24 protein-coding genes are annotated in these 24,287 nt (G+C 58.6%); 3 read left to right on the top strand and 21 right to left on the bottom strand.

The genetic code is table 11. From position 1 onward, the window contains the following. Nucleotides 1-66: 66 nt before the first annotated feature. The 11 genes from DWY76_RS05995 to DWY76_RS06045 all read right to left on the bottom strand — a co-directional run bounded on the left by DWY76_RS05995 (nucleotide 67) and on the right by DWY76_RS06045 (nucleotide 11,306). Nucleotides 67-891, bottom strand: coding sequence for a histidinol-phosphatase HisJ family protein (locus DWY76_RS05995; RefSeq protein ID WP_097774583.1), 825 nt, complete (start codon nucleotides 889-891; stop codon nucleotides 67-69). A 7-nt stretch (nucleotides 892-898) separates the two neighbouring features. After that, nucleotides 899-1,534, bottom strand: coding sequence for a bifunctional phosphoribosyl-AMP cyclohydrolase/phosphoribosyl-ATP diphosphatase HisIE (gene hisIE / locus DWY76_RS06000; protein WP_005943640.1), 636 nt, complete (start codon nucleotides 1,532-1,534; stop codon nucleotides 899-901). A gap of 139 nt (nucleotides 1,535-1,673) precedes the next feature. Then, a complete protein-coding gene (gene hisF / locus DWY76_RS06005; RefSeq protein WP_120080376.1) occupies nucleotides 1,674-2,429 on the bottom strand; it encodes an imidazole glycerol phosphate synthase subunit HisF in 756 nt (251 codons plus the stop codon). A 16-nt stretch (nucleotides 2,430-2,445) separates the two neighbouring features. Beyond that, on the bottom strand, nucleotides 2,446-3,165 hold the full coding sequence (gene hisA, locus DWY76_RS06010) for a 1-(5-phosphoribosyl)-5-[(5-phosphoribosylamino)methylideneamino]imidazole-4-carboxamide isomerase (protein WP_120080378.1): 720 nt from the start codon (nucleotides 3,163-3,165) through the stop codon (nucleotides 2,446-2,448). Nucleotides 3,166-3,329: 164 nt separating this feature from the next. Next, nucleotides 3,330-3,938 carry an imidazole glycerol phosphate synthase subunit HisH gene (hisH, locus tag DWY76_RS06015; RefSeq protein WP_097776909.1) on the bottom strand — a complete coding sequence of 203 codons (609 nt, stop codon included), beginning with the start codon at nucleotides 3,936-3,938 and terminating at the stop codon, nucleotides 3,330-3,332. After that, nucleotides 3,935-4,531 (bottom strand): imidazoleglycerol-phosphate dehydratase HisB, encoded by a 597-nt coding sequence (hisB, locus tag DWY76_RS06020; protein WP_120080380.1) that lies wholly within the window; start codon nucleotides 4,529-4,531, stop codon nucleotides 3,935-3,937. The genes hisH and hisB overlap by 4 nt, the downstream gene beginning before the upstream one ends. 3 nt (nucleotides 4,532-4,534) lie before the next feature. Then, nucleotides 4,535-5,596 (bottom strand): histidinol-phosphate transaminase, encoded by a 1,062-nt coding sequence (gene hisC, locus DWY76_RS06025; protein WP_120080382.1) that lies wholly within the window; start codon nucleotides 5,594-5,596, stop codon nucleotides 4,535-4,537. Between the two features lie 130 nt (nucleotides 5,597-5,726). Next, nucleotides 5,727-7,004, bottom strand: a complete 1,278-nt coding sequence (gene hisD / locus DWY76_RS06030) for a histidinol dehydrogenase (protein WP_120080384.1) — start codon at nucleotides 7,002-7,004, stop codon at nucleotides 5,727-5,729. Then, nucleotides 7,001-8,596 (bottom strand): ATP phosphoribosyltransferase, encoded by a 1,596-nt coding sequence (gene hisG / locus DWY76_RS06035; protein WP_120080386.1) that lies wholly within the window; start codon nucleotides 8,594-8,596, stop codon nucleotides 7,001-7,003. Before hisG ends, hisD begins: the two co-directional genes overlap by 4 nt. Nucleotides 8,597-8,770: 174 nt before the next feature. Further along, entirely contained in the window at nucleotides 8,771-9,079 is a 309-nt protein-coding gene (trxA, locus tag DWY76_RS06040) for a thioredoxin (RefSeq protein ID WP_120080388.1), read from the bottom strand. Nucleotides 9,080-9,251: 172 nt separating this feature from the next. Beyond that, nucleotides 9,252-11,306: an FAD-dependent oxidoreductase gene (locus DWY76_RS06045; protein ID WP_223388350.1), complete on the bottom strand. Its 2,055-nt coding sequence runs from the start codon at nucleotides 11,304-11,306 to the stop codon at nucleotides 9,252-9,254. Between the two features lie 202 nt (nucleotides 11,307-11,508). Here DWY76_RS06045 and DWY76_RS06050 point away from each other — a divergent pair, with 202 nt between their 5' ends. Continuing rightward, nucleotides 11,509-12,399, top strand: a complete 891-nt coding sequence (locus DWY76_RS06050; protein ID WP_120080392.1) for a LysR family transcriptional regulator — start codon at nucleotides 11,509-11,511, stop codon at nucleotides 12,397-12,399. A gap of 53 nt (nucleotides 12,400-12,452) precedes the next feature. Here DWY76_RS06050 and DWY76_RS06055 read toward each other — a convergent pair whose 3' ends face one another. From DWY76_RS06055 to DWY76_RS06075, 5 genes are all read right to left on the bottom strand, one after another. Then, entirely contained in the window at nucleotides 12,453-13,823 is a 1,371-nt protein-coding gene (locus DWY76_RS06055) for a PTS transporter subunit EIIC (protein WP_097781149.1), read from the bottom strand. 38 nt (nucleotides 13,824-13,861) lie between these two features. Next, nucleotides 13,862-15,268 carry a 6-phospho-beta-glucosidase gene (locus DWY76_RS06060; RefSeq protein WP_005943672.1) on the bottom strand — a complete coding sequence of 469 codons (1,407 nt, stop codon included), beginning with the start codon at nucleotides 15,266-15,268 and terminating at the stop codon, nucleotides 13,862-13,864. 127 nt (nucleotides 15,269-15,395) lie between these two features. Beyond that, nucleotides 15,396-16,295 carry a MurR/RpiR family transcriptional regulator gene (locus DWY76_RS06065; RefSeq protein WP_044953908.1) on the bottom strand — a complete coding sequence of 300 codons (900 nt, stop codon included), beginning with the start codon at nucleotides 16,293-16,295 and terminating at the stop codon, nucleotides 15,396-15,398. 131 nt (nucleotides 16,296-16,426) lie between these two features. After that, complete coding sequence (locus DWY76_RS06070; RefSeq protein WP_005943680.1) at nucleotides 16,427-17,374, bottom strand: transketolase family protein; 948 nt, start codon at nucleotides 17,372-17,374, stop codon at nucleotides 16,427-16,429. A 1-nt stretch (nucleotide 17,375) separates the two neighbouring features. Next, nucleotides 17,376-18,227 (bottom strand): transketolase, encoded by an 852-nt coding sequence (locus DWY76_RS06075; protein WP_120080394.1) that lies wholly within the window; start codon nucleotides 18,225-18,227, stop codon nucleotides 17,376-17,378. A 14-nt stretch (nucleotides 18,228-18,241) separates the two neighbouring features. Between DWY76_RS06075 and DWY76_RS13805 the strand changes: the two genes are divergently transcribed. Next, entirely contained in the window at nucleotides 18,242-18,661 is a 420-nt protein-coding gene (locus tag DWY76_RS13805) for a hypothetical protein (protein ID WP_133300795.1), read from the top strand. Nucleotides 18,662-18,707: 46 nt separating this feature from the next. Beyond that, complete coding sequence (locus tag DWY76_RS06080) at nucleotides 18,708-19,244, top strand: ECF transporter S component (RefSeq protein WP_120080396.1); 537 nt, start codon at nucleotides 18,708-18,710, stop codon at nucleotides 19,242-19,244. A gap of 341 nt (nucleotides 19,245-19,585) precedes the next feature. Here the strand turns inward: DWY76_RS06080 and sstT are convergent, their stop codons facing one another. From sstT to pstB, 5 genes are all read right to left on the bottom strand, one after another. Then, nucleotides 19,586-20,833 carry a serine/threonine transporter SstT gene (gene sstT, locus DWY76_RS06085; RefSeq protein ID WP_347562235.1) on the bottom strand — a complete coding sequence of 416 codons (1,248 nt, stop codon included), beginning with the start codon at nucleotides 20,831-20,833 and terminating at the stop codon, nucleotides 19,586-19,588. Between the two features lie 346 nt (nucleotides 20,834-21,179). Beyond that, a complete protein-coding gene (locus tag DWY76_RS06090) occupies nucleotides 21,180-21,683 on the bottom strand; it encodes a GNAT family protein (protein ID WP_120080400.1) in 504 nt (167 codons plus the stop codon). Between the two features lie 200 nt (nucleotides 21,684-21,883). Continuing rightward, nucleotides 21,884-22,273 carry a helix-turn-helix transcriptional regulator gene (locus DWY76_RS06095; RefSeq protein WP_120080402.1) on the bottom strand — a complete coding sequence of 130 codons (390 nt, stop codon included), beginning with the start codon at nucleotides 22,271-22,273 and terminating at the stop codon, nucleotides 21,884-21,886. Nucleotides 22,274-22,672: 399 nt separating this feature from the next. After that, nucleotides 22,673-23,341, bottom strand: coding sequence for a phosphate signaling complex protein PhoU (gene phoU / locus DWY76_RS06100; RefSeq protein ID WP_120080404.1), 669 nt, complete (start codon nucleotides 23,339-23,341; stop codon nucleotides 22,673-22,675). A gap of 14 nt (nucleotides 23,342-23,355) precedes the next feature. Further along, nucleotides 23,356-24,123 (bottom strand): phosphate ABC transporter ATP-binding protein PstB, encoded by a 768-nt coding sequence (gene pstB / locus DWY76_RS06105; RefSeq protein ID WP_097774560.1) that lies wholly within the window; start codon nucleotides 24,121-24,123, stop codon nucleotides 23,356-23,358. Between the last annotated feature and the right edge of the window lie 164 nt (nucleotides 24,124-24,287).

The following is a 24,287-nucleotide window of genomic DNA, read 5'->3' on the forward strand; positions in this document are numbered from 1 at the left end:
AAAACCTCCCCCTTTCGGGGGAGGTGGCAATGCGAAGCATTGACGGAGAGGGTTATCTCCAATTTTTTACAGTTCCTGCGTCTCGAAGCCGTTTCCGGTAAGCACCTGCACACTGGTAAAGCCTGCAGCCTTGATGGCGGCGGCAGCTTCGTCAAAGCCGTAGGTCAGGCTGTTGATATCATGAGAATCAGAAGTGATGATGACCTTGCCGCCCATCTTCTGCCACTCGCCCAGCAGCCACGGGCCGGGGTAGAAGTCCTTGCGGTAGCCGCGGTACACGCCGCCGGTGTTCACTTCCAGCAGGCAGTCGTTTGCCTTTGCGGCCTGCAGGGCCTTGAGGGCAGCGGCCTTGTAGCGGGGCGACTCTTCGTCGAAGAACTCGCCGTTGGCATTCAGCTTCTTGATGAGGTCGATGTGGGCCAGAATATCCGGCTTGAGGGCAGCTACCTTTTCCACCTCGGCAAAGTAGGCTTCCACAGCGGCCAGCGGGTCTGCGTCAAAATCATCGTTGATGCAGTCCCACAGGTCCTGCGGGCGGAAATCGATCTCGTAATACTTGCCGGTGTTCTTGCCGTACAGGTGGTGTGCGCTGCCGATCCAGTAATCGTAGCCGGTGCGCTTATCCTCGCTCAGGATATCCCACTCGATGCCGCACAGGATATCCACCTTGCCCCTGTATTCGGCCTTGAGCTTTGCGATGGTGGCCTTGTACTGGGCGGTGCGGCTGGGGCTCATGCAGTATTCGCGGTCGCGCTGGGTGTAGCTATGGCCGGTGAAGCCCAGCGTGGTCAAGCCCTGCGCACACGCAGCACTTGCCATATCCTGCAAGGTATTTTTGCCATCGCACATGGTGGAGTGGCAATGGACACTGGACTTCTTATAATCTGCCATAGATAATTCACTGCATCCTTTCCTGTTTGACCTTGTGGTCAATGACGTGACGTTTTTCCAGTTCACGGGTCACATCCTCCACCGTGATGCCGGCGCTGACCATCAGCACCAGAACATGGTAGGCAAGATCGCTGATCTCGTAAACGGTCTCTTCCTTATCCTCTTTTTCGCCCGCAATGATGACCTCGGTGCACTCTTCGCCCACCTTTTTCAGGATCTTCTCCTTGCCCTTCTCGAACAGGTAGGTGGTGTAGCTGCCCTCCTTGGGGCTATCCTTGCGGCCCTTGATGAGCTGGTACAGGCCCTGCCAGCTGAACTGCTTCAGCTCCGGCGAGACGTATACTTCGTTGAAGAAGCAGCTCTCGGCGCCGGTGTGGCAGGCGGGGCCGGATTTGACCACTTCCACCACCAGTGCATCTGCATCGCAGTCGGCGGTGATGGACACCACCCGCTGCACATTGCCGCTGGTCTCGCCCTTGCGCCAGATCTCCTGACGGCTGCGGCTCCAGAACACAGTGCGGCCCTCGGCAATGGTGAGCGCCAGCGTCTCGGCATTCATGTAAGCGAGGGTGAGCACCTCTTTGGTGTAGTGGTCCTGCACGATGGCAGGGATCAGGCCCTTTTCATCAAATTTCAGATTCATAACGGTTCTCCCTCCCCGGATGGGGATATTACTAGTTTAGCGTATTCGGTGCGCAAACGCAAGAGTTTGCGGGTTGTTTTTGCGGAAATCCAGTTTCGCGTTACGGCTTCTCCCCGCGCCGGGGAGAAATACCCCGGCGTTACAGCCGCATCTCCACACCGTTTGCGTTGAGGTATTTTTTCAGATCCCGGATGGTCAGCAGCTTCTGGTGGAAGATGCCCGCCGCAAGGCCTGCGTCGATGCCCTTGTGGTGGAACAGCTCCAGAAAGTCTTCCTTTTTGCCTGCGCCGCCGCTGGCAATGATGGGCACGTTCACCCGCGCCGCAACTGCATCCAGCATCTCAAGGTCGAAGCCGCTGCGCACGCCGTCGGTGTCGATGCTGTTCAGGCAGATCTCGCCCGCGCCGTGGTCCACGCACCAGCTGATCCAGTCCAGTGCATCCCGGCCGGTGTCCTCGCGCCCGCCCTTGGCGAACACCCGGAACTGGCCGTTCACCCGCTTCACATCGGCAGAGAGCACCACGCACTGGTTGCCGTAGCGCTGTGCTGCCGCCGGGATAAGGTCAGGGTTTTTGAGTGCGCCCGAGTTGACGCTGACCTTGTCCGCGCCGCACTTGAGCACCCGGTCAAAGTCTTCCAGCGTGTTGATGCCGCCGCCCACCGTGAGCGGGATAAAAATTTCGCTGGCGACGCGGGTCAGGATATCCGTAAACAGTGCCCGGCCCTCGAAGCTGGCGGTGATATCGTAGAACACCAGCTCGTCGGCACCGGCAGCGTTATACATGCGGGCCATTTCCACCGGGTCGGCCACATCCCGGATGCCTTCAAAGTTCGTGCCCTTGACCACGCGGCCATTGCGCACATCAAGGCAGGGAATAATGCGTTTGGTGATCATGTCGTTTCCCCTCCGTTCACTCCTGCACCAGCTGCACGCAGCGCGCAAGGTCCAGTGCGCCGGTGTACAGGCTCTTGCCTAAAATGGCAGCGGCAGTGCCCATTTTTTTCAGTTCCAGAAGCTCTGCTTCGGACGAGATGCCGCCGCTGGCCGTAAAAGCCACGCCGGGCACCTCTTTGGCAAGCGTGCGGTACAGGCCGAGGTTCGTGCCCTGCATGGCACCGTCGCAGGCAATATCCGTGTAGATGATGGCGGTGCATCCGGCATCTGCCAGCCGCTTGCAGAAGTCCACGCCCGGCTCGGCGCTCACTTCCTTCCAGCCATGGATGGCCACATAGCCGTCCTTTGCGTCCACGCCCACGGCAATTTTATCGCCGTATTTTTTCAGCATCCGGGCGGTAAAGGCAAAATCCGTCACCGCCACGCTGCCCAGAATGCAGCGGCCCACGCCGAGGGAGAGGTATGTTTCAATGCGCTCCTCGGTACGGATGCCGCCGCCCACCTCAATGTATAAGCCGCCCTGTTTTGCCAGCGCGGCAATGGTATCGTAGTTGGAAAGGGTGCCGTCCTTTGCGCCGTCCAGATCGACGACGTGCAGATTTTTGGCCCCCGCTGCAAGGAACTCCCGCGCCTGTGCACAGGGATCCTCGCCGTAGACGGTCATGCGGCTGTAGTCGCCCTGCGTCAGGCGCACCACCTTGCCGCCCCGCAGGTCAATGGCTGGAAATAATTGCATCGTTGTTTCTCCTTTAGCGTCCTCGCCCTCTCCGTCCACTCGCACTGCTCGTGTCCACCTCTCCCAAAGGGAGAGGCCTTGGCAGTACGGCAAAGTTTCCGGTTTTGCCAAGGGCTCCCCCTTTGGGGGAGCTGGCGCGTTAGCGCCTGAGAGGGCGAGCCCGCTTACAATTCGCTGAACGCCTTCAAAATTCGTAGTCCAGTATCCCCGCTCTTTTCCGGGTGGAACTGGGTGCCGTACACTCTGCCCGCCCGCACCGCGCCGGTGACGGGAATGGAATAGTCGCTCACAGCCAGTGTACTCTCCGTACAGTTCTTGCCGTAGTAGCTGTGGACGTAATAGACGTATTCTCCCTCACGGATGTACTTGAACAGCGGGTCGTCCTTTACAATGTGCAAGGCGTTCCAGCCGATCTGCGGCACCTTGAGCGTTTTGTCCGCAAGGTCGGGCTCCAGCGGGCAGACTTCGCCCTTCACAAAGCCAAGGCCTTCGTGCTCACCGTACTCGTAGCTCTTTTCAAACAGCAGCTGCATGCCAAGGCAGATGCCCAGCAGCGGCTTCCTTTCGGCTTCTTCTTTCATGACCGGTACAAGGCCCGTCGCCTCCAGCTTGGCCATGGCATCGGCAAAAGCGCCCACGCCCGGCAGGATCAGCCGGTCGGCTTTGCGGATGGTGTCCGCGTCGGCGGTGACGACCGCTTCCAGCCCCAGCTGCTTCAGGCTGGACTTCAGGCTGAACAGGTTGCCCACGCCATAATCGATAATTGCGATCATACCAGCAGTCCTTTCGTGGAAGGAATTTCGTCCTTGTGGGCTTCGTCGATCTTCACGGCCGCGCCCAGTGCATGGCCTGCGCCCTTGAAGCAGGCCTCGAGGATGTGGTGTGTATTTTCTCCCGCAAATTGTACAAAGTGGATCGTGGCGGGCACGCTGCGGGCAAAGCCCAGCCAGAATTCCTTGGCGCACTCCACGTCAAAATCGCCCACTTTTTCGGTGTTGCAACGGACGTCCCAGTTCAGGGTGCAGCGGCCCGAAAGATCGACGGCGCACAGGATCAGCGCTTCATCCATGGGCAGATAAAAGCTGCCGTAGCGCTGGATACCGCGCATATCGCCCAGCGCCCGTGCAAAGGCCTGACCCAGTGCAATGCCCACATCCTCGGTGGTGTGGTGGTAGTCCACCTGCACATCGCCGTGGCAGGTGAGCACCAGATCGAACCGGCCATGGCGGGCGAACAACTCCAGCATGTGGTTCAGAAAGCCGCACCCGGTGTCTACCTCGTAGCGGCCGGTGCCGTCCAGATCAAGGGTAAGGTCGATCTGGGTCTCATTGGTGTTGCGTTCCAGCGAGATCATTCGGTTCGGCATGGTTCATTCCTCCATGATCTTATCCAGCGTTTCCATAAACGTCTGCATCTGTTCCGGCGTGCCAATGGTGATGCGCAGCCAGTTCTGGATGCGGGGCGCGTCGAAATGGCGCACCAGAATGCCGTTTTTCTTCAACTCTTTGTAGAGTGTCTCGCCGTCTTTCCTGTTGGTACTTGCAAACAGGAAGTTGGAGCGGCTGTCCAGCACGGCAAATCCGCGCTGTTCCAACTGTTGTTTTGTCCATGCGCGGGTGTCCACGATGGCGGCGCGGGTCCTGTCGAAATAAGCGGTATCTTCCAGCGCGGCCTGCCCGGCCTTCAGGGTCAGGCGGTTGATGTTGTAGGGGTTCAGGCTGAACTTGACCCGGTTCAGGTCGGCAATGAGCTTTGCATTGCCCATGGCAAGACCCAGACGCGCACCGGCCAGCTGCCGGGACTTGGAAAAGGTCTGCACCACCAGCAGGTTCTCGTACTGGTCGATGAGGGGCACGCAGCTCTCGCCGCCAAAGTCCACATAGGCCTCGTCCACAATGACCACATTGTTCGGGTTCGCTTTCAGGATGCCCTCAATCTCTGCCCGCGGCAGTGCAATGCCGGTGGGGGCGTTGGGGTTTGCAAGGACGATGGTCTGGTTCAGGCCGTAGTAGTCCTTCGGGTCAAGGGTGAAATCCTCTTTCAGCGGGATGATGTGGCTGGGAATATGCATCAGCCCACACCACACGCCGTAGCAGCCGTAGGTGATGTCGGCATAGGCCAGCGGGTGGTCTGCGTCGCAGAAGGCACGCAGGGCAAAGAAGAGGTTCTCATCGCTGCCGTTGCCGGGCATGATCTGCTCCGGCTGCAAACCGAAGTGGGCTGCGGCCGCCTTGAGCAGGTCGGCACAGGCGGGGTCGGAGTAAAGGCGCAGCTTTTCCACCTCGTGCTCACTCACAGCGGCGATCACCGCCGGGGAGGGCAGATAGGGGCTTTCGTTGGTGTTCAGTTTGATGTACTGCTGATCCTGCGGCTGCTCACCCGGGGTGTAGGGGGTGACAGCGGCCAGCGTGGGAGAAAGAAAACGACTCATATAAAAACCCTCTCAGTCAAAGCCTTACGGCTTTGCCAGCTCCCCCGAAGGGGGAGCTTTTTTGCATCTTACGGTTCCCTCTCATGAAGCTCCCCCTTCGGGGGAGCTGGCGCGCAAGCGCCTGAGAGGGTCACTTTTCATACCGGATGGTCACGCTGCGGGCGTGGGCGTGCAGGCCCTCGCGCTCGGCAAAATCGGCGATGCGGGGGGCTACTTCGCCCAGCGCTTCCCGGGTGTAGTAGAGGAAGCTGGACTTCTTTACAAAGTCGTCTACGCCCAAGGGGCTTGAGAAGCGGGCGGTGCCGCTGGTGGGCAGGGTGTGGTTGGGGCCTGCAAAGTAATCGCCCAGCGCTTCCGGCACGTTGCGGCCAAGGAAGATGCTGCCTGCGTTTTTGATCTCGTTCAGCACGCCGAAGGGGTCCTCCACGCACACTTCCAGATGTTCCGGTGCAATGATGTTGCAGGCTTCAATGGCCTTGTGCAGGTCGGTGCAGAGGATGATCTTGCCGTTGTCGTCCACGCTGGCGCGGGCGATGGCGGCACGGGGCAGCTGCGGGATCTGCACCTCCAGCTCCGCCTGCACGGCCTTGGCCAGCTCCGGGCTGTCGGTGACGAGGACCGGGCTTGCCAGTTTGTCGTGCTCGGCCTGACTCAGCAGGTCCGCCGCCACCCATGCAGGGTTGCAGCCGCCGTCGGCCAGCACCAGAATTTCGCTGGGGCCGGCGATCATATCGATGCCCACCTTGCCGAACACCTTGCGCTTGGCGGTGGCAACGTAGATGTTGCCGGGGCCAACGATCTTATCCACCGCGGGGATGCTCTGGGTGCCGTAGGCGAGAGCCGCCACAGCCTGTGCGCCGCCGGTCTTGAAGATCCTGGTCACGCCTGCGGTGGCAGCGGCGGCAAGGATGACCGGGTTCACCCTGCCGTCCTTTCCGGCGGGGGTGGTCATGACGATTTCGGACACGCCTGCCACCTTTGCCGGGATCACGTCCATGAGCACGGTGGAGGGATAGGCCGCCGTGCCGCCGGGCACATAGACACCGGCCTTTTCAATGGGGGTATATTTCTGGCCCAGCACGATGCCGGGCTTGTCGTTCACCACAAAATTCTTGTGCACCTGCTGGCGGTGGAAGCTCTCGATGTTGGCGGCGGCTTCGCGCAGCGTTTCGAGGAAGTAGGGGTCCATGTTCGCAAAGGCTTCGTCGATCTCCTCCTGCGTCACCTGCAGGGCATCGATCTTCGCGCCGTCAAATTTCAGCGCATAATCCTTCAGGGCATCGTCGCCCCGGGCGCGCACATCGGCAATGATGCCGTCCACCACATCCTCCACGTTTTTTTCCGCGCGGATATCGCGGTTCAAAATCTCTTCGGGCTTCAGCTCGTCAAAGTTATACAGCTTGATCATTTTGCTTCCTCCTTGTTCTGCAGTTCCGCCCGCAGCTTTTCCAGCATGGTGTCCATTTCGGCGTGCTTGAACTGGTAGCTGGCCTTGTTGGCAATGAACCGGGCCGAGATGGGCATGAACTCGGTGACCACCTTCAGGCCGTTCTCCCGCAGGGTGGTGCCGGTCTCCACGATATCCACGATGACGTCCGAAAGGCCCAGAATGGGGGCCAGCTCAATGGAGCCGTTCAGCTTGATGATATCGATGTCCCGCCCCATGGATGCGTAGTAGCTCTTTGCAATGTTGACGAATTTGGTGGCCACCCGCACCGGGCGGCTGGGGTCGTCTTGGTAATCGGCCGGAGCGGCAACGCACATGCGGCATTTGCCAAGGCCGGTGTCCAGCAGCTCGTACACATCGGCAGAAGCCTCTGTGAGGATGTCCTTGCCCACGATGCCCACATCGGCGGCGCCGTGCTCTACATAGATGGCAACGTCGCTGGGCTTGACGAGGAAGTAGCGGATGCCGGCCTCCGGGTTTTCCACCACCAGCTTGCGGGTAGCGTTGTAGTCCTCCGGGCAGCCGTAGCCGATGCCCGCCAGCAGGTTATACACCTTATCGCCCAGACGGCCCTTGGGCAGAGCCACGTTCAGCATCACCCTGTCGGTGCTGTTCTTCTGCACCGGCGGCAACGGGGCGCTCAGGCGGTCCAGCTCGTCCAGATAGACCGCAAAGCCGATGGCACCGGCACCGGGGGTGAACTTCTGCATCAGCAGGTCGTAGCGGCCGCCCTTGAGCAGGGGGCGGGGCAGGGCTTTCAGGTAGCCCTGAAACACAAGGCCGTTGTAGTATTCCATCTCACCGGCCAGCGTCATGTCCAGCCGGATCACGCCGCCCGCCTTTTCCAGCGGCACAGCCAGCGCTTCCAGCTCGGCCACCGCTGCGCGCATGGCATCGTTTTTGCACAGGGCTGCAGCCTTTTCCATCGTTTCGGCATAGGCACCGGAAAGATCCAGCACGCTGCACAGGGTATCGGCGGCATCGGCAAGACCGGCGGCTCCGGCTGCAGCCCGCAGCTCGTGGGCGTTTTTCTCCCGCAGCTTTTCCAGCAGCTTTGCGCGGGCGGCATCCGGCACGCCCAGCGCGTCGAACAGGCCGAACAGGTAGCCCATGTGGCTCACTTCCAGCACCCACTCGGCCCCCAGCGCATCCAGCGACCGTGCCGCCAGACACACCGCCTGCTGCACCTGTGCTTCGCCCACCGCACCCAGCATCTCAAGGCCCATCTGGCTGATTTCTTTAAAGGTGTGGCTCTCGGCGGAAGGGCGGTAGACGTTCTCGTGATAGTAGTAGCACAGGGTCTCGCCGGGGGCGGGCTGCGCCGTCTTGGCAATGGAGAGGGTCACGTCCGGCTTGAGGGCCAGCAGACGGCCATCCAGATCGGTAAAGGTGATGACCTGCTCGGACGACAAAAAGCTGCGGTTCTCCTGATACAGGCCGTACTCCTCAAACCGGCCCATATGATACTTGCGGCAGCCCGCCGCTTCGTACAAGGCGCGCAGCGCAAAGGAGGCGCGCTCCTTGGGCTGCAGGTTTGCAATGCTGAATTCCATTGTCGGTTCCCCCATTTCTTACTTGAGTTTATTTTACTTTATCTAGGTAAAGTTGTAAAGTAGGAAAGTGACGGTGTTTTCAACTCAATGATACGATTTTTCTGTGCGTTTGTACAGGGAAAAGAAGAAAAGGAGCCGTTGCATGGCGCAACAGCTCCTTTTCAGCACGCATATTTACCCAAGCAGCTCCAGCACACTGGCCTTCGGGCGGGCACCCACGGCCTGACGCACCAGCTTGCCCTGCTCAAACACCAGCAGGGTGGGGATGCTCATCACGCCGAACTGGCCGGCCAGCTCCGGCTGCTCGTCCACGTTCACCTTGCCCACCTTCACATCGGTGCGCTCCTCGGCCACCTCGTCCACAACGGGACTGAGCATGCGACAGGGGCCGCACCAGCTGGCCCAGAAGTCCAGCAGGACAGGCTTTGCGCTCTGCAGTACCTCCTGCTCAAAATTTTCCTTCGTGATCGTAACAACTGCCATATTTTTACCTCCTGAAGGGTGTTTGTAATTTCACTGACAGCATCAGTATACCCCGTCGGAGTGTGTTTTTCCGTGACCGGGTCACACAGGGGCGCAAAAAAGCCCGAAGCAGGAAGAAAGAATACTGCTCCGGGCAGGGAAACGCTTATTTCAGTGTTCTGTCAGCAGGGTATCAGACACCGGCCACGCAGTTCTTGCCGGCGATGTAGCCGTAGTAGACGCACAGGCTGTGGCTGATGCCGCGCATGCAGATGGGGTATTCCACTGCGTAGCGGCTGCCCTGCACATTGCCGCAGACATACAGGCCCTTGATGATGTCGCGCTTGGGGCTGGCGGGGTCCTCCTCGGTGAAGGTGTGGCAGTTCTCGTCGCTCTCCAGGCCGCCCACGCACACCAGCATGGAAGTGGTGCCCCACTGGCATGCATAGTACGGGGGATTCTCCAGCGCGAACATCCGGCTTGCGGGCTTGCCGAAGTCATCGTCGGAACCGGCCTTGGCCAGCTCGTTGTAGCGCTCGACGGAAGCCAGTGCATTATCCAGTGCATCGCCCTCAAAGCCGCACTGGGTCAGCAGGTCTTCCAGTGTATCGGCCTTGAACTGGTAAGCCTCGGCCTTTGCGCTGATCTTGGTGTACTGACGGTCGGTGTAGTTGGGGTTGGACTCATCCTCATCCTCGGGGATGATGTAGCACAGGCCGCCGTGGTTTGCGGGCATGTAGGGCACCTCTTCGCCCCACTTGGAGTCGTACAGCTGGAAGGAGGTGCACTCGGGCTGCAGCTCGATCTGGTTTTCCAGCTGCTGGCCGGGGATGCACTCGTTCATGAAACGGTCGCCGCGCTTGTTGATCTGCAGGAAGGGGGTCACGCCCATGCCGCTGCCCATGTGGTGGGTCATCGGTGCGTGGAAATCCTGCACCTTTGCGCCGATCCATGCGCCCATGCGCAGGCCGTCGCCGGTCTCCACGGTCTTGCCCTCCACGTCAACGCCCAGCATACCCATGGCACCCATGTTGGCGATCTTCTTCTCCACGATCTCGGGAGCAAAATGCTTCATGATCTTCTCGTCGCCGGAGTTGTCGCCGGTAGCCAGGATCACGCCCTTGGAAGCGTTGAGCTGGATGTACTTGTTGTCATTCTGTGCGTCGCGGATGATCACGCCGGTCACGCGGCCGTCGCTGTCCTTCAGCAGCTTGGTGCCGAAGCAGCCGAAGAAGGTCTGTGCACCGTTCTCAACGGCCTTGTTCAGGTTGGCTTCCACTATAAAGCCCTGCTGATCCTTGCGGGAAGAGCGGAACTCCATGCTGGAAGGGAAGGTGGGGAACTCTTCGTTGCGGTAATCGTAGTGCTCGGGCTGAGGCCATGCCAGCGGCACCAGAATACCCTTGTCGAACTGCTCCTGGGTCACGGCCTCACGGGTGGAGTCGCAGATGGTCAGCTCGGGGTAAGCCTCGATGAACCAGTCCATGACCTCGTGTGCATGGGAAGCCCACTTTTTCAGGATGGAGCGCTTGTTGCGGTAGGTGCACTCGCGCATCAGGCGGTCGACCACAACATCCTCGTCCACGATGTTCTCACGGCCCCAGCGCTTGTTCAGGCTGCCGTTCAGCAGGGCATACTCGCCGCTGCGGCAGTTGAAGGAAGAGCTCTTTTCCACGATGGCAACTTTTGCGCCCTCCTCGGCAGCCGCACGGGCAGCGCAGACGCCGGACAGACCGGCGCCGATGATGACCACATCAAAGTCCTGGGTCTCACTGGCCTGCACGTCCGGCTCTTCGCCCAGCCAGTCATCGCCGGTATCCCCGGCGGTATCTGCAGCAGGCTCTTCGGAAGCAACGCCCATAGCCTGCTCGATGCAGCTGGCGGCAGCCTTCTTGACCGCGTTGGTGGTGACGGTGGCGCCGGAGATGTTGTCGATCTCGGTACCCTGTGCGGCCATGATGGCCTCCTGCAGGGTGGGTGCGGCCACGCCGCCGATGCTTTCGGTCTCGTTGGAGGCATCGATGACCACCTCGGTGATGGCGGTCTCGCTGAAGGTCATGGTCACCTTCACCTCACCGATGCCGGTGGCCGTGCCGGTGTAGGTACCGGCGGTGTAGATGGCATCGCCGGTAGCGGCGGTGCTGGAAGAAGCTGCGGAGTTGCAGGCAGCCAGTGCACCGGCGGTGACACCGCTCATGGCGGCAGCGGCGGCGACCTTCAAAAAGCCTTTGCGGGAGATCTTTTCCATTTGGATTTCCTCTTTCTTCTCATCAATTTCTCTTCGTCTCTGCGGGAGTTTTTCCCGCGCTGCACTTAGTATAAAATATAACGAAGTAAAAGGGAAACAAAAAAATTTTGCCACCCTGATAAAAAGTGTTTATAACTGTCTCCCGCCATGTTATACTGAGAGCAGACGGAGCTTTCCCTGCACAGAAAGGAGCTTTTTTCGGATGAACGACCACCAGCTGCTGTGTTTTCTCACCGTGAGCCGGACCCTGAATTTTACCACAGCCGCCCGGGAGCTGTACTGCACCCAGCCCGCCCTCAGCTACCAGATCCGCAGTCTGGAAAAGGAGCTGGATCTGGCCCTGTTTGAGCGCAGCACCACCCGCGTGGCGCTGACCGAAGCAGGCCGGGCCTTTGTGCCGCAGGCGGAGGGGATCTATCGCAGCATCCTGAACGCCCGCACCGCACTGAAGGGCTTTGCCCGGCGGCGCACACTGACCCTGCGCCTGCCGCCGGTGCTGCTGCAGCGGGATCCCATTTATCCCATCCTGATGGCACGGCTGCACGCCGCACTGCCGAGATATAAGTTTGCGGTGGACACTCGGCCCGTGTCACGCAACCCCCACGAAATGCTCTGCAGCGAGGCAGACGCAGCCCTCTATCTGCCCTTTGGGCCGCTGCAGCCGGAGATCGAGCGCACCCCCATCCTGCACAACACCTTTTACCTGATCGTATCGCCGGAGCACCCGCTCACAGGGCGCAGCACTCTGGCGCTGGCCGATCTTGCCGGGCAGCAGCTGTTTTATGAGCCGCTGTATCAGGAAATGGTGGATCTTGCCGTTGTTCAGCCCGGCCTGCCGTTTTCCGCACCAAGCTGGCACATGGTGGAAAACTACGAGTGTGTTTACAACGATCTGCTTGCCGGGCGCGGCATGTTTTTGTGCCCGATGAAATACCCGGCCTTTCCGGCGGCATGGTACCTGCCGCTGCAGCTGCCGTTGCCGGACACCTGTCTGCTGACCCTGCGGGACGACCCGCGTCCCGAGATCCAACGGTTGCGGGAGGTATTCACCGCTGTATACGCCAGCCGTGCAAAGCTGCTGGGAGAGGCGTAAAAAGCAGCGCCGGAACGGCAAAATCGTTCCGGCGCTGCTTGTTTCAGAAGAGATCAGGCTTCTTCCGGCACATCATCAAAACCGATGAACCAGAGGATCGCAAAGGTGGCCACAAAGGCGATCGCGGCAGAGATCAGTGCGTTGATCACGTTCATGGGATTTTCACCGACATACAGGCCGATGGCTGCCAGACCGGCACCACCGCCGCCAAAACGGCGCACACCGGTCAAACCGGCATACAGGCCGCCCAGACCACCGCCGATGGTGGTGGCGATGAGAGGCTTACGCAGACGGACGTTGACGCCGAACAGAGCAGGCTCCGTCACGCCCAGCAGAGCGGTCACACCGCCGGAAACGGCCAGCTGACGGAAGTTCTTGTTTTTGGTCTTGATGGCAACGCAGAGGGCTGCGGCACCCTGTGCAATGTTGGAAGGCAGATTACCGGGGCCGATGACCGTCTCATAGCCCAGCATAGACAGAGAGTTGACATAAGCGGGCAGCAGGCTGTAGTGCATACCGGTCATGACCAGGAACGGCATAAAGGCACCGATGACGGTGGGCAGTGCCCAGGGGCAGACCTTTTCAATGGCCAGCAGGACGTTGACCAGACCATCGCCGATGATGCTGCCCAGAGGGCCAAGCACGCACAGGGAGATGGGAGCCATGATGAGGATGGTGAGCACCGGCCGCAGGATGAACTTGACCACAGAGGGCACGACCTTATTGACAAATCGTTCCACGTATGGCAGTACCAGCGTGATAAGGAAGATGGGGATGACTGAGGAAGAATAGGTTACCATCTTCACCGGCAGACCCAGCACATGGACCACATCGGCATCGGCTTTCAGGGCGATGAAGTTCGGGTGCAGCAGGATGGCCCCCAGCAGCATGGCCATCTGCGGGTTGCAGCCGAACTTTTTGGCCGCGGAGTTGGCCAGGAAGATCGGCAGGAAGTAATAGGAAGAGTCTGCGATGAAGTTGAGGAAATAGTACAGATTTCCGCTCTTGTCGATCCAGCCGAAGAGGGTCAGCACAGACAGCAGAGCCTTGATCATACCGGCACCGGCGATCAACGGCATCAGCGGGGTGAACACACCGGCCAGCGTGTCCAGAATGATGCTGACCCTGCTCTTCTTTTCCTCGGCCGGGGCGGCAGGCTGTTTGACTTCCTTACCGCCGAAGTCGCCCAGTTTCATCAGTTCATCGTACACGGCAGCTACTTCGTTGCCGATGATGACCTGATACTGGCCGCCTTTGTTCACGACACCCACCACGCCGGGTACGGCTTTGACCTTGGCCTCGTCCACGCCGTCCATTGACTTGAGGTTGAACCGCAGGCGGGTGACACAGTGGGTCAGAAATGTAACATTTTCTGCGCCGCCGACCTGTTCCAGCACCTGCTGGGCAGTTTTCTTTGCATCCATTTGTTTTGCCTCCTTCAATATCCTAAAAAATGCATTGCTTACAGGGCGGTGTCTGCGCCGTTGCTTGCAATGACTTTTTTGTACCATGCAAACGACTTTTTCTTTTTGCGGGCCAACGTGCCGCTGCCGTCATCCTTCTTGTCTACGTAAATGAAGCCGTACCGTTTGCGCATCTCGCCGGTGCCCACCGAAATAATGTCGATGGGACCCCAGCAGGTGTAGCCGATCACCGGAACGTCATCCAGCTCAATGGCCTGCCGCAGCGCATCAATGTGACTGCCCAGAAAACGGATGCGGTAATCGTCCTGAATGCTGCCATCCGGCTCTACGGTGTCGATGGCACCCAGACCATTTTCCACAACGAACAGCGGCAGTTCATACCGGTCATACAGCTCATTCAGTGCGATGCGCAGGCCGTCCGGATCGATGGGCCAATCCCAGTCGGTACGCTGGAGATACGGATTGCTGCGTTCTACACAGCAATCCGTATCTTCCGTTGCACGGGCAACTGAAGAAAAATAATAGCTGAATGCGATGTAATCCACAGTTCCTGCGGCCAGCAGCTCGGCATCGCCCGGCTGCATCTCTACCGAAGTGCCCATGCGCCGCAGCTGTGCCGTGCACAGGCTGGTGTAGTGTCCGCGGCACATCACATCGGTGTAATAATAGTTCGGCATCATCTGGAATCTCTGTGCCAGCACATCCTTGGGTGCGCAGGTGCGCGGGTAGGTGGTGGGATACTGGATCATGCAGCCGATTTTATTTTCCGGGTCGACCGCATGCCCGATCTGCACGGCCTTTGCACTGGCAAGGAACATGTTGTGGCTGACCAGCGCTTTGACAGCGTTGTGCTCCTCGCCTTCGGCAAAGAGCACGCCTGCCTGATGGTATGGCTCGCTCTGGTTCATGGTCTCGTTGATCTCATTGAAGGTCATCCAGTACCGGACCTTTCCCTTGTAACGCCGGAACACCGTTTCACAGTACCGGGCAAAGAAATCGATCAGGGCTCGGTTACGCCAGGAACCATAGTGCTGCACCAGATACAGCGGCGTTTCGTAATGCGAAAGCGTGACCACCGGTTCGATCCCGTAGCGGTGCAGCTCGTCGAACACACGGTCATAGAAAGCAAGCCCGGCCTCGTTCGGCTGCAATTCATCGCCCTGCGGAAAGATGCGCGGCCAGTTGATGGACATTCGGAAGCACTTGAAGCCCATCTCGGCAAACAACGCGATGTCCTCTTTGTAATGGTGGTAAAAATCCACGGCTTCATGGCTAGGGTAGTAGTTGCCCTCCATGACCTGTGTATGAATCTCGCGCGGGACGCCGTGGCGTGCACCTTTTTCCACGTCGGCAATGCTCAGGCCCTTGCCATCCGTCTGGTAGGCACCTTCGTACTGGTTGGCGGCGGTCGCACCGCCCCACAGGAACTTTTTTGGCATCTCCATAAGCTTGAAAACCTCCTTGCAGGTATAGAATACTTGCAGGGAGGTTTTTGTGCAATATTTTTTAAACTTATTGGTACAGTGTTAATTTTTCTGTTTCTTTTTGCACGATCAAAAACGGAACAGTGTTTCATTCCGCATTTTCTTTGTGCAGATTCAACAAAATAGGATTGGTGGAGGTGCGGTGCTGTTCCAGCTCTCGGGCGCGTTCCAGCTTGTAGGTATAATTCTTCTGGTAGTTCTGCCGGAAGTACTCGGAATACAAGATGTCCAGTAGAAGGGTCATGGACAGATGGGAAGCATAGTCCCCAAGATTCTGATAGATGCTTTCTTTGGTGGAAAGGGTCAGCTTGCAATCCGCATAACAGGTCAGGCTGTTTTCGCCAAAGCTGGTCAGCGCAAGGATGGGTGTTCCGGAGCGTTTGCACTGCCGGGCAATCTCCAGCATCTGCGCCGTTTCGCCGGAATAGGAAATGATCATGGCAAGGTCCCTCTCGGACAGACAGCAGGCCTGATACCGCTGGTAGTTCAGATTGTTGAAAATGACCACCCGCTTGCCGATCTTGAGCATCTTTTCTCGGAAGGATTCGGCCTGATTGATGGCCGTCCCGGCGGAAAAAATGTGGATTTCCTCGTGATATTTGAGCAGGAGCACCGCTTTGTGCAGGTCTTCGTACCGGAGAAGCTGCATAGTGTCCTTGACGGCTTCTTCGTACAGCTCGCCGATGTTCTGCGCCACCCGCATGGGGCTGTCGTTTTCAGCAAAGGGAAAATTGAAATCCACCTTGCCCTGTTGCTGGTCGAGATATTCCAGTTCACGCACAAAATTTTGCTTGAAGTCATCAAAGCCGGTAAAACCCAGCTTTTTGCAAAGGCGCAGGACGGTCGGCGGAGAGGTGTAGGTCACTTCTGCCAGACTGCGGGTGGAATATTTGGCAATTTCCATCCCATGCGCCAAAATATAGGCGGCCAGCGTTTTTTCCCCTTCCGAAAGTTTTTCCTGAAACGCAAGTTTGTCCACGATCAGCATTGCGATTCTCCCTTCCGCTTTTTCTGTAAGCATATCATATCCTGCAGTATTTGGCAAAAAAATTTGCGGCATGCAAAAACGCCGCCGCGTCAGCAAATGACGCGGCGGCGCAGATACAGTGGGAGAAGCGCTTATTTGCCCAGCATTTCGTGGGCAGTCTTGCAGATGGTGGCAGCATCCAGACCGTAGAACTTCAGCAGATCCCATGCCGGGCCGGAGCAGCCGAACACGTCCTGCACGCCTACGCGGCGCACCGGAGTGGGCAGCTTTTCGCTCAGCACGGCGCAGACGGCCTCGCCCAGACCGCCGATGACGTTGTGCTCCTCGGCGGTGATGACCTTGCCGCACTCCTTTGCAGCCTTGAGGACGATCTCCTCATCCAGAGGCTTGATGGTGTGGATGTTGATGACCCGGGCATGGATGCCCTCAGCGGCCAGCTGCTCCGCAGCCATGCGGGCTTCGTTGACCATCAGGCCGGTGGCGATGATGGCAATGTCGCTGCCCTCAGTGATCTGCTCGCCCTTGCCGATCTCGAAGTGATAGTTCTCGGCGTCGTGGAACACAGGCACAGCCAAACGGCCAAAGCGCAGATAGACGGGGCCTTCCATTGCGTAGGCAGCACGCACAGCGGCGCGGGCCTCCACATCGTCGGCGGGGCAGATCACGGTCATGCCGGGGATGCTGCGCATGAGGGCAAAGTCCTCGCAGCACTGATGGGAAGCGCCGTCCTCGCCCACCGAGATGCCGCCGTGGGTGGCACCGATTTTCACGTTCAGGTGGGGATAGCCAATGGAGTTGCGCACCTGCTCAAAGGCACGGCCGGCGGCGAACATGGCAAAGCTGGAAACAAAGGGCACGTAGCCCATGGTGGACAGGCCCGCAGCCACGCCCATCATGTTGCCCTCGGCAATGCCGCAGTCAAAATGACGATCCGGGTAAGCCTTGCGGAACATACCGGTCTTGGTGGCAGCAGCAAGGTCTGCGTCCAGCACCACCAGATCCTCGTGGCCTTCGGCGGCCAGCTCCTTCAGGGTGTTGCCGTAGCTTTCACGGGTAGCAATCTTCTTCACATCTGCCATCTTAGTTTTCCTCCTGCTCCAGCGCGGCGTATGCGGCGTTCAGTTCCTCAATTGCGATCTTGTACTCGTCATCGTTGGGGCCCTTGCCGTGCCAGTCCACAGAGTTGGTCATATAGGAAACGCCCTTGCCCTTTGTGGTGTCCATGATGATGCAGGTGGGCTTTGCAGTCTCTGCATGGAATGCCTGCATGGCGGCTTCGATCTGGTCGTAGTCGTGGCCGTCGATGGTGACAACATTGAAGTTGAAGGCCTTCAGCTTCTCTTCCAGCGGGGCGCTGTTCATCACGGTCTCGGTGGTGCCGTCGATCTGCAGATGGTTGCGGTCCAGCACAACGCACAGGTTGGAAAGGCCGTAGTGTGCGGCAAACATGAAGGCTTCCCAGCACTCGCCCTCTTCCACCTCGCCGTCGCCCACGATGGTGTAGACGTTGATGGGCTTGCCGGCGTGCTTGGCACCCAGTGCCATGCCGCAGGCGGCAGAGATGCCCTGACCCAGACTGCCGGTGGACATATCCACGCCCGGGGTCTCGTTCATGTTGGGGTGGCCCTGCAGATAGCTGCCGATCTTACGCAGGGTCTTAAGGTCTTCCACCGGGAAATAGCCGCGCTCTGCCAGCGCTGCATACAGTGCCGGTGCTGCATGGCCCTTGGACAGCACCAGACGGTCGCGGTCGGCCATCTTGGGGTCCTTCGGGTCAATGTTCATTTCCACGAAATAGAGGTAGCTCAGCAGCTCGGCGATATCCAGACTGCCGCCCGGATGGCCGCACTTTGCGCTGTGCGTGCCCTCGATCACGCCCATGCGGATGTGGCAGGCGTGCTTGGCCAGAGTAAGTTTTTCTGCATTTGTCATGATGGTCCTCCCGTATGAACCTCAGATTTGCACATGTTCAAAAAAGCCTTTCGTCAGCGCCGGTGCAGTCCTGCTGCCCGCAGCGCGCTCTTTTTCAAGTTTATATTAGCTATTCTATGCAAAAAGGTCAAGCTTCTTCATGCAAAATGTACACACACGGGGAAATATTCATGGAAATTTGCCGCTTTTTGGTCAAATTGCAGGCTTTTTGCCGTATCTTGACAAAGCCAGAGGCATCTGCTATATTTTTCACAGATTCCGGTACGAAGCCGGGTGTGCGGACAGAAGCCCGTGTTCTCCATCCTGATGGAGCATTTTATCCACCGCTGCGCTTACGCAGCGATGCAGCGCAAAGCCCACGGGGGGCCTTTGCGTTCTGCCATCTTATTTTTGCTGCTATAGACACCACGAAGGGGTCTGCCGTTGGCTTGTAAGCCGGGCAGACCCCTTTTTTTGTCTGGCCAAAGGAGGAAGCTTTTTATGAAAACGAACCCCCATTCCACCACCCGCAGCCTCGTGCTGGCTGCACTGTTCCTTGCACTGGCCTTTGTGCTGCCCATGATCACCGGCCATGTGCCGCAGGTGGGCAACATGCTGTGCCCGATGCACTTTCCCATTCTGCTGTGCGGCTTTGTGCTGGGCGCCCCATGGGGCCTTGCCGTGGGCTTCATTGCTCCGCTGGTGCGGTCGGTGCTGTTCGGCATGCCGCCCATGTTCCCCATCGCCATTGCCATGGCCTTTGAGCTGGCCGCCTACGGCCTTGTGTCCGGCGTGCTCTGGCACAAGGTGAAGCACACCGTGCCCATGATGTACGCTTCTCTTGTCACCGCCATGGTGGCAGGCCGTTTGGCCTGGGGTGCAGTACGCTTTGTGCTGGCCGGCCTGACCGGTTCCAGTTTCCCGTTCAGCGCGTTTTTGTCCGGTGCGCTGCTCACCGCCGTGCCGGGCATCATGGCTCAGCTGGTGCTCATCCCACTGATTCTGATTGCTCTGCAGAAGGCAAAGTTTATGGATTGACTTACTATTTAGGCTGCCCTCCGCTTTGCTCTGGGCATAAACAGCGGAAATTTTATTTTTATTATTACAGAAGAGCAGCGGCTGCGGCCGCTGCTCTTCTGTTTTTTCACGGGAGGGGCCGTAATGAAAACGCCCTGCTGCCCGTTACATCTTTTCCCGTAAAAAGCGAAGGGGCTGTTGCCAAGAACTCCCTCAGTCACGGCTTCGCCGCGCCAGCTCCCTCACGGAGGGAGCCTGACATGACGGTAAGCTGTGAAGCCTCCCTCATTGAGGGAGGTGGCATCGCGTAAGCGATGTCGGAAGGAGTTTGGCAACAGCCCTTTTCTATATTTTTAAATTTTTCAGTTCTTCTTACCAGTTAAAAACTCCGGCAGGGACTTGCCCTGCTTGCGCCACTGATGGTACTCGGCGGTGGCAGCGAACTCCACGTCACCGGCAGAGTTCAGGGCAGTCTCAACAGAGTCCTGCACCACGCCGATGATGAAGCCGACACCCACCATCTGCATGGCGACATCGTTGGAGATGCCGAACAGGGAGCAGGCCATGGGGATCAGCAGCAGGGAACCGCCGGCCACGCCGGAAGCACCGCAGGCACCCAGAGCGCTCATAGCGCTCAGCACGATGGCTGCAGGCAGAGACACCTGAATGCCCAAGGTGTTAGCAGCGGCCAGCGTCATGATGGTGATGGTGATGGCGGCACCGTCCATGTTGATGGTGGCGCCCAGCGGAATGGAGACGGAGTACATATCCTTGTCCAGACCCAGCTTTTCGCACAGGGCCATGTTCACGGGGATGTTGGCGGCGGAGCTGCGGGTGAAGAAGGCGGTCAGGCCGGACTCACGCAGGCAGCGGAACACCAGCGGATAGGGGTTGCAGCCCAGATAGATAAACATGATGAAGGGGGAGACGATGAGGGCCATGAACAGCATGGTGCCCACCAGCAGGGCCAGCAGCTTGCCGTACTGGGTAAAGATGGCAAGGCCGTTGCCGGAAACATTGGTGTAGACCAGGCCCATGATGCCGAAGGGTGCCAGATTGATGATCCAGCGCACGATCTGGGAGACCGCATCGGCGGTGTTTGCCATAAAGGTCTTGGTGGTGTCAGAGCCGATCTTCTTCATGGCCACGCCGAACATGCAGGCCCAGAACAGGATGCCGATGTAGTTGCCGCTCATGATAGCACTGACGGGGTTTGCCACAAAGTTGGTGAGCAGAGTGCCCATCACTTCGCCCAGACCCTGCGGCACCACGTCCGACTGGGCAGCGTCTGCCAGCACGACCGTGACCGGGAACATAAAGCTGGTCGCCACTGCGATGGCCGCAGCCAGAAAGGTGGTGAGCATGTACAGCCAGATGACCGTGCCGAAGCGGCGGTCCAGCTTGGAAGAGCCCTGTGCCAGAGCACTTGCCACGATCACGAACACCAGCACCGGGGCGATGCCCTTCAGTGCGCCAACGAACAGGCTGCCCAGTTCACCCACCCAGCCTGCACCGGGGGCCACCAGAGCCAGCACCGCACCGATGAACAGGCCGATCAGAATGCGAACGATCAGGCTGATGCCGTTGTAGCGGGCAACTGCCTTATTCAACGTTTTCATATAGACACTCCTCTTTCCTATTGTACGCCAATGGCGTACAGCTTCCTGTCTCTTACACAAGGACGGGTGTTATTATAGCACATACGGCAGAGAAATGAAAGCGTTTTCAGACATTTTTCGTTCACAAATTTGCATTCAGGTCGGTGCCCATGGGGTTTTTCCGTCGATCTGTATTTGTAGTGAGGACAGATTTAACCGTTCGCGGCTTCGTTCTCTCCGTCACCGTCGAGCGGCGCAGGGCGGAGCGAGCGGGGGCAAACAAAAAAGCCTGCGTGCGCAGTCCTGCATGGCAGGCTCTGCATCCGCAGACCGGGGCTCTTTGGGGGTGTATTCTGTTTCAACCCAGCGGCTGGGTGGGGGCAAGCTTCTGGTAGGCAAAGCGGGGCGAGCCGTCTGCCACATGGATGACACCGCAGCGGGTAAAGCCGTTCTTTTCCAGCAGATGCTGCATGATCTTGTTGTCGGCGTGGGTGTCGGCACGCAGGCTCTGGCAGTGCTCCATGCTCCAGTCCAGCACGGCCTTGCCCACGCCCTTGTGCTTTCCGGCCGATGCCAGACGGTGCACCGTGCCATAGGGCAGGGTATCGTCCAGCCACTGGCCGTCCTCAATGGCGGCGTAGGTGGGGTCTGCCCCCAGAATAAAGGCAAACACGGCCTCGATCTGGCCGTTGACCACATAGAGGAACAACCGGTTCGAGTCGATATCCTCCTCCAGCAGTTCCTGCGGCGGGAAATTATCCCCCCACTGGGTCGGGTTGCCAGATGCCTTCATGACTGCACGTGCATGGGCGTAGATCTTCAGGATCTGGGGCAGATCCCCTCTCACTGCTCCACGAAACATTCATTCCACCTCGTCTTTTCTGCGCTGCGCTCGGTCCGGCACAGCACTTTGAGAATTGTCCTTATTGTACTACAAATTACCATAAAAATCCAGTTCCCGCACCAAAGTACCTTAAAATGCTCCAAAACGGCAAAAAGCAGGGGCTGCTGCACTTTCGGCTAAAACGATGTGCAGTAGTCCCTGCTTTTAGAGTAAGTACCTTATGCGCTGGCGCGGCCATGGCCGGTGCGCACCAGCCGGTATTCCCGCGGGCTGAGACCATACCGCTCGTGGAACAGGCGGTAGAAATAGCTGGTGTTCTCGTAGCCCACCAGAGAAATGATCTGCTGGATGTTCATGTCGCTGCGGCGCAGCATGCGGGCAGCGGTCTCCATACGGTGCTTTTGCAGCAATTCCTTATAGGTGCGTCCGGTCTGGGCACGCACGCACTCGCTGACATATGCCAGCGAAACGCCGTACTCCCGTGCCACGTTGGAAAGGCTTGCTTCGCGGTAATTTTGGGTGATCTCTTTGAGTGCCGCCTGCACCAGTGCTTCGCGGCTGACCGTCTCGCTGCGTGCTTCCAGCGGAAAATGCTTCATCTGTGTCATTTTGATCTTCCTCCATAAAGGTGCGGCGGGCGGGGACTGGGGGAAGCCGGACACCCGCCGCACAGAGATCGCAGGCCCTTTGCCGGCCCTTACACTTCTGATACGAACCGGCCTGCCGGAATATTGCAGAAAGCTAAAAAACTTTTATTATTTTTCGTTGTAGGAGTCAGACCCCTCTCAGTCACGCCTAACGGCGTGCCAGCTCCCCCGAAGGGGGAGCTTTATCGGCACGAACCGGTAGATGCTTAAAAGCTCCCCCTTCGGGGGAGCTGGCGAACGCAGTGAGCCTGAGAGGGTTTTCGTCTTACAGAAAAAGACCGCTTCCGCACCGGGCAGAAACGGCCTTTTTCAGGAGAAATAAAGAAAACACGAACCCTCAAAAATGAGGAAGGGAAATGCTCAGAACATGCTCTCGTCCTTATAGCGGCCGGTGCGCACGAACTGCACCCACTCGGCCACATTCACGGCGTGGTCGCCGATGCGCTCCAGATACTTAATGACCATCAGCAGGTCCAGCGCTGCATCCACCTTGCCGGGGTCTTCGGCGATCTCCTGCGCCAGCTGATGCTTGATGGCATTGAAGTCGTAATCCACCGCGTCGTCTGCGGCGATCACCCTGCGGGCGGCATTTTCGTCCTCTGCCGTCAGGGCATCGAGGGCATCCAGGATCATCTGGTGGGCCTTTTTGCCCATGGCAATGGCCTGACTTACCGCCGGGTCGCCCTCTTTGCGGACGGTGACAAGGTGGGGGATGATCTCGGCGATGTCGGCGGCATGGTCGCCGATGCGCTCAATATCCGTGACCACCTTCATGGCAGTGGAGATGCGGCGCAGATCGCCTGCCACCGGCTGCTGACGCAGCAGCAACGTCATGCAGCGGTGCTCGATATCCCGCTCCATATTGTTGATGCGGGCATCCTCCTTCACGATGGCCGCAGCCGCATCGGCATCAGCAACGCAGAGCGCTTCCAGAGCGTTCTCCACGGCATCGGCAGAGTTGCGGCCCATTTCGGTCAGCGAATTTTTCAGCGATTCCAGATCGGTGTCGTACTGTTTACGGATACTCATAGCTGTTTCCTCCTTTAACCGAACCGACCGGAAATGTAGTCCTCGGTGCGTTTATCCTGCGGTGCGCTGAAGATCTGCGCCGTGGGGCCCACTTCCACCAGCTCGCCCAGCAGGAAGAAGGCGGTGCGGTCACTGATACGGGCCGCCTGCTGCATGTTGTGGGTAACGATGACCACCGTGTAGTTCTTCTTCAGCTCACTCATCAGCTCCTCCACCTTCATGGTGGAGCCGGGGTCCAATGCGCTGGTGGGCTCGTCCATCAGCAGCACTTCGGGCTTCACCGCCAGTGCGCGTGCGATGCACAGACGCTGCTGCTGTCCGCCGGAAAGGCCCAGCGCGCTCTTTTTCAGGCGGTCCTTCACCTCGTCCCACAGGGCCGCGCCCCGCAGGCTGCTTTCCACCAGCTCGTCCAGCTCAGCCTTATTGCGCACGCCGTGCAGCTTGGGGCCGTAGGTGATGTTGTCGTAAATGCTCATGGGGAAAGGATTGGCCTTCTGGAACACCATGCCCACCCGGCGGCGCAGGTCGGTGAGCTGCATTTCCCGGGCAAAGATGTCCTCGCCCTTGAGCCGCACATCGCCCTCGATGCGCACATTCGGCACAAGGTCGTTCATGCGGTTGAGGGTCTTTAAAAAGGTGGACTTTCCGCAGCCGGAAGGGCCGATGAGCGCGGTGATCTCCCGCTCGCCCACGTCCAGCGAGATGCCTTTCAGCGCCTTGAAGTCGCCGTACCAGAGGTTCAGGTCTTTTGCCGATATCACCGGCATGTTCGTGTTTTCCATAGAGTACCTCATTGTTGAATTTCAACAGGAAGTTTACCGTTTCGACCCTTCCCGTGAAAAGGTAGATTTGAAAAATCCGCAGATTTTTCAAATCTACGAAATTAAAAATAATTTTTCCGCGATTCATGGCCAGAGCGAATGCGGAGGCCATTTTGAACAGTAAA

It is taken from the genome of Faecalibacterium sp. AF27-11BH, from assembly GCF_003603005.1.
In the GTDB taxonomy this organism is placed as follows: Bacteria; Bacillota; Clostridia; order Oscillospirales; family Ruminococcaceae; genus Faecalibacterium; species Faecalibacterium taiwanense.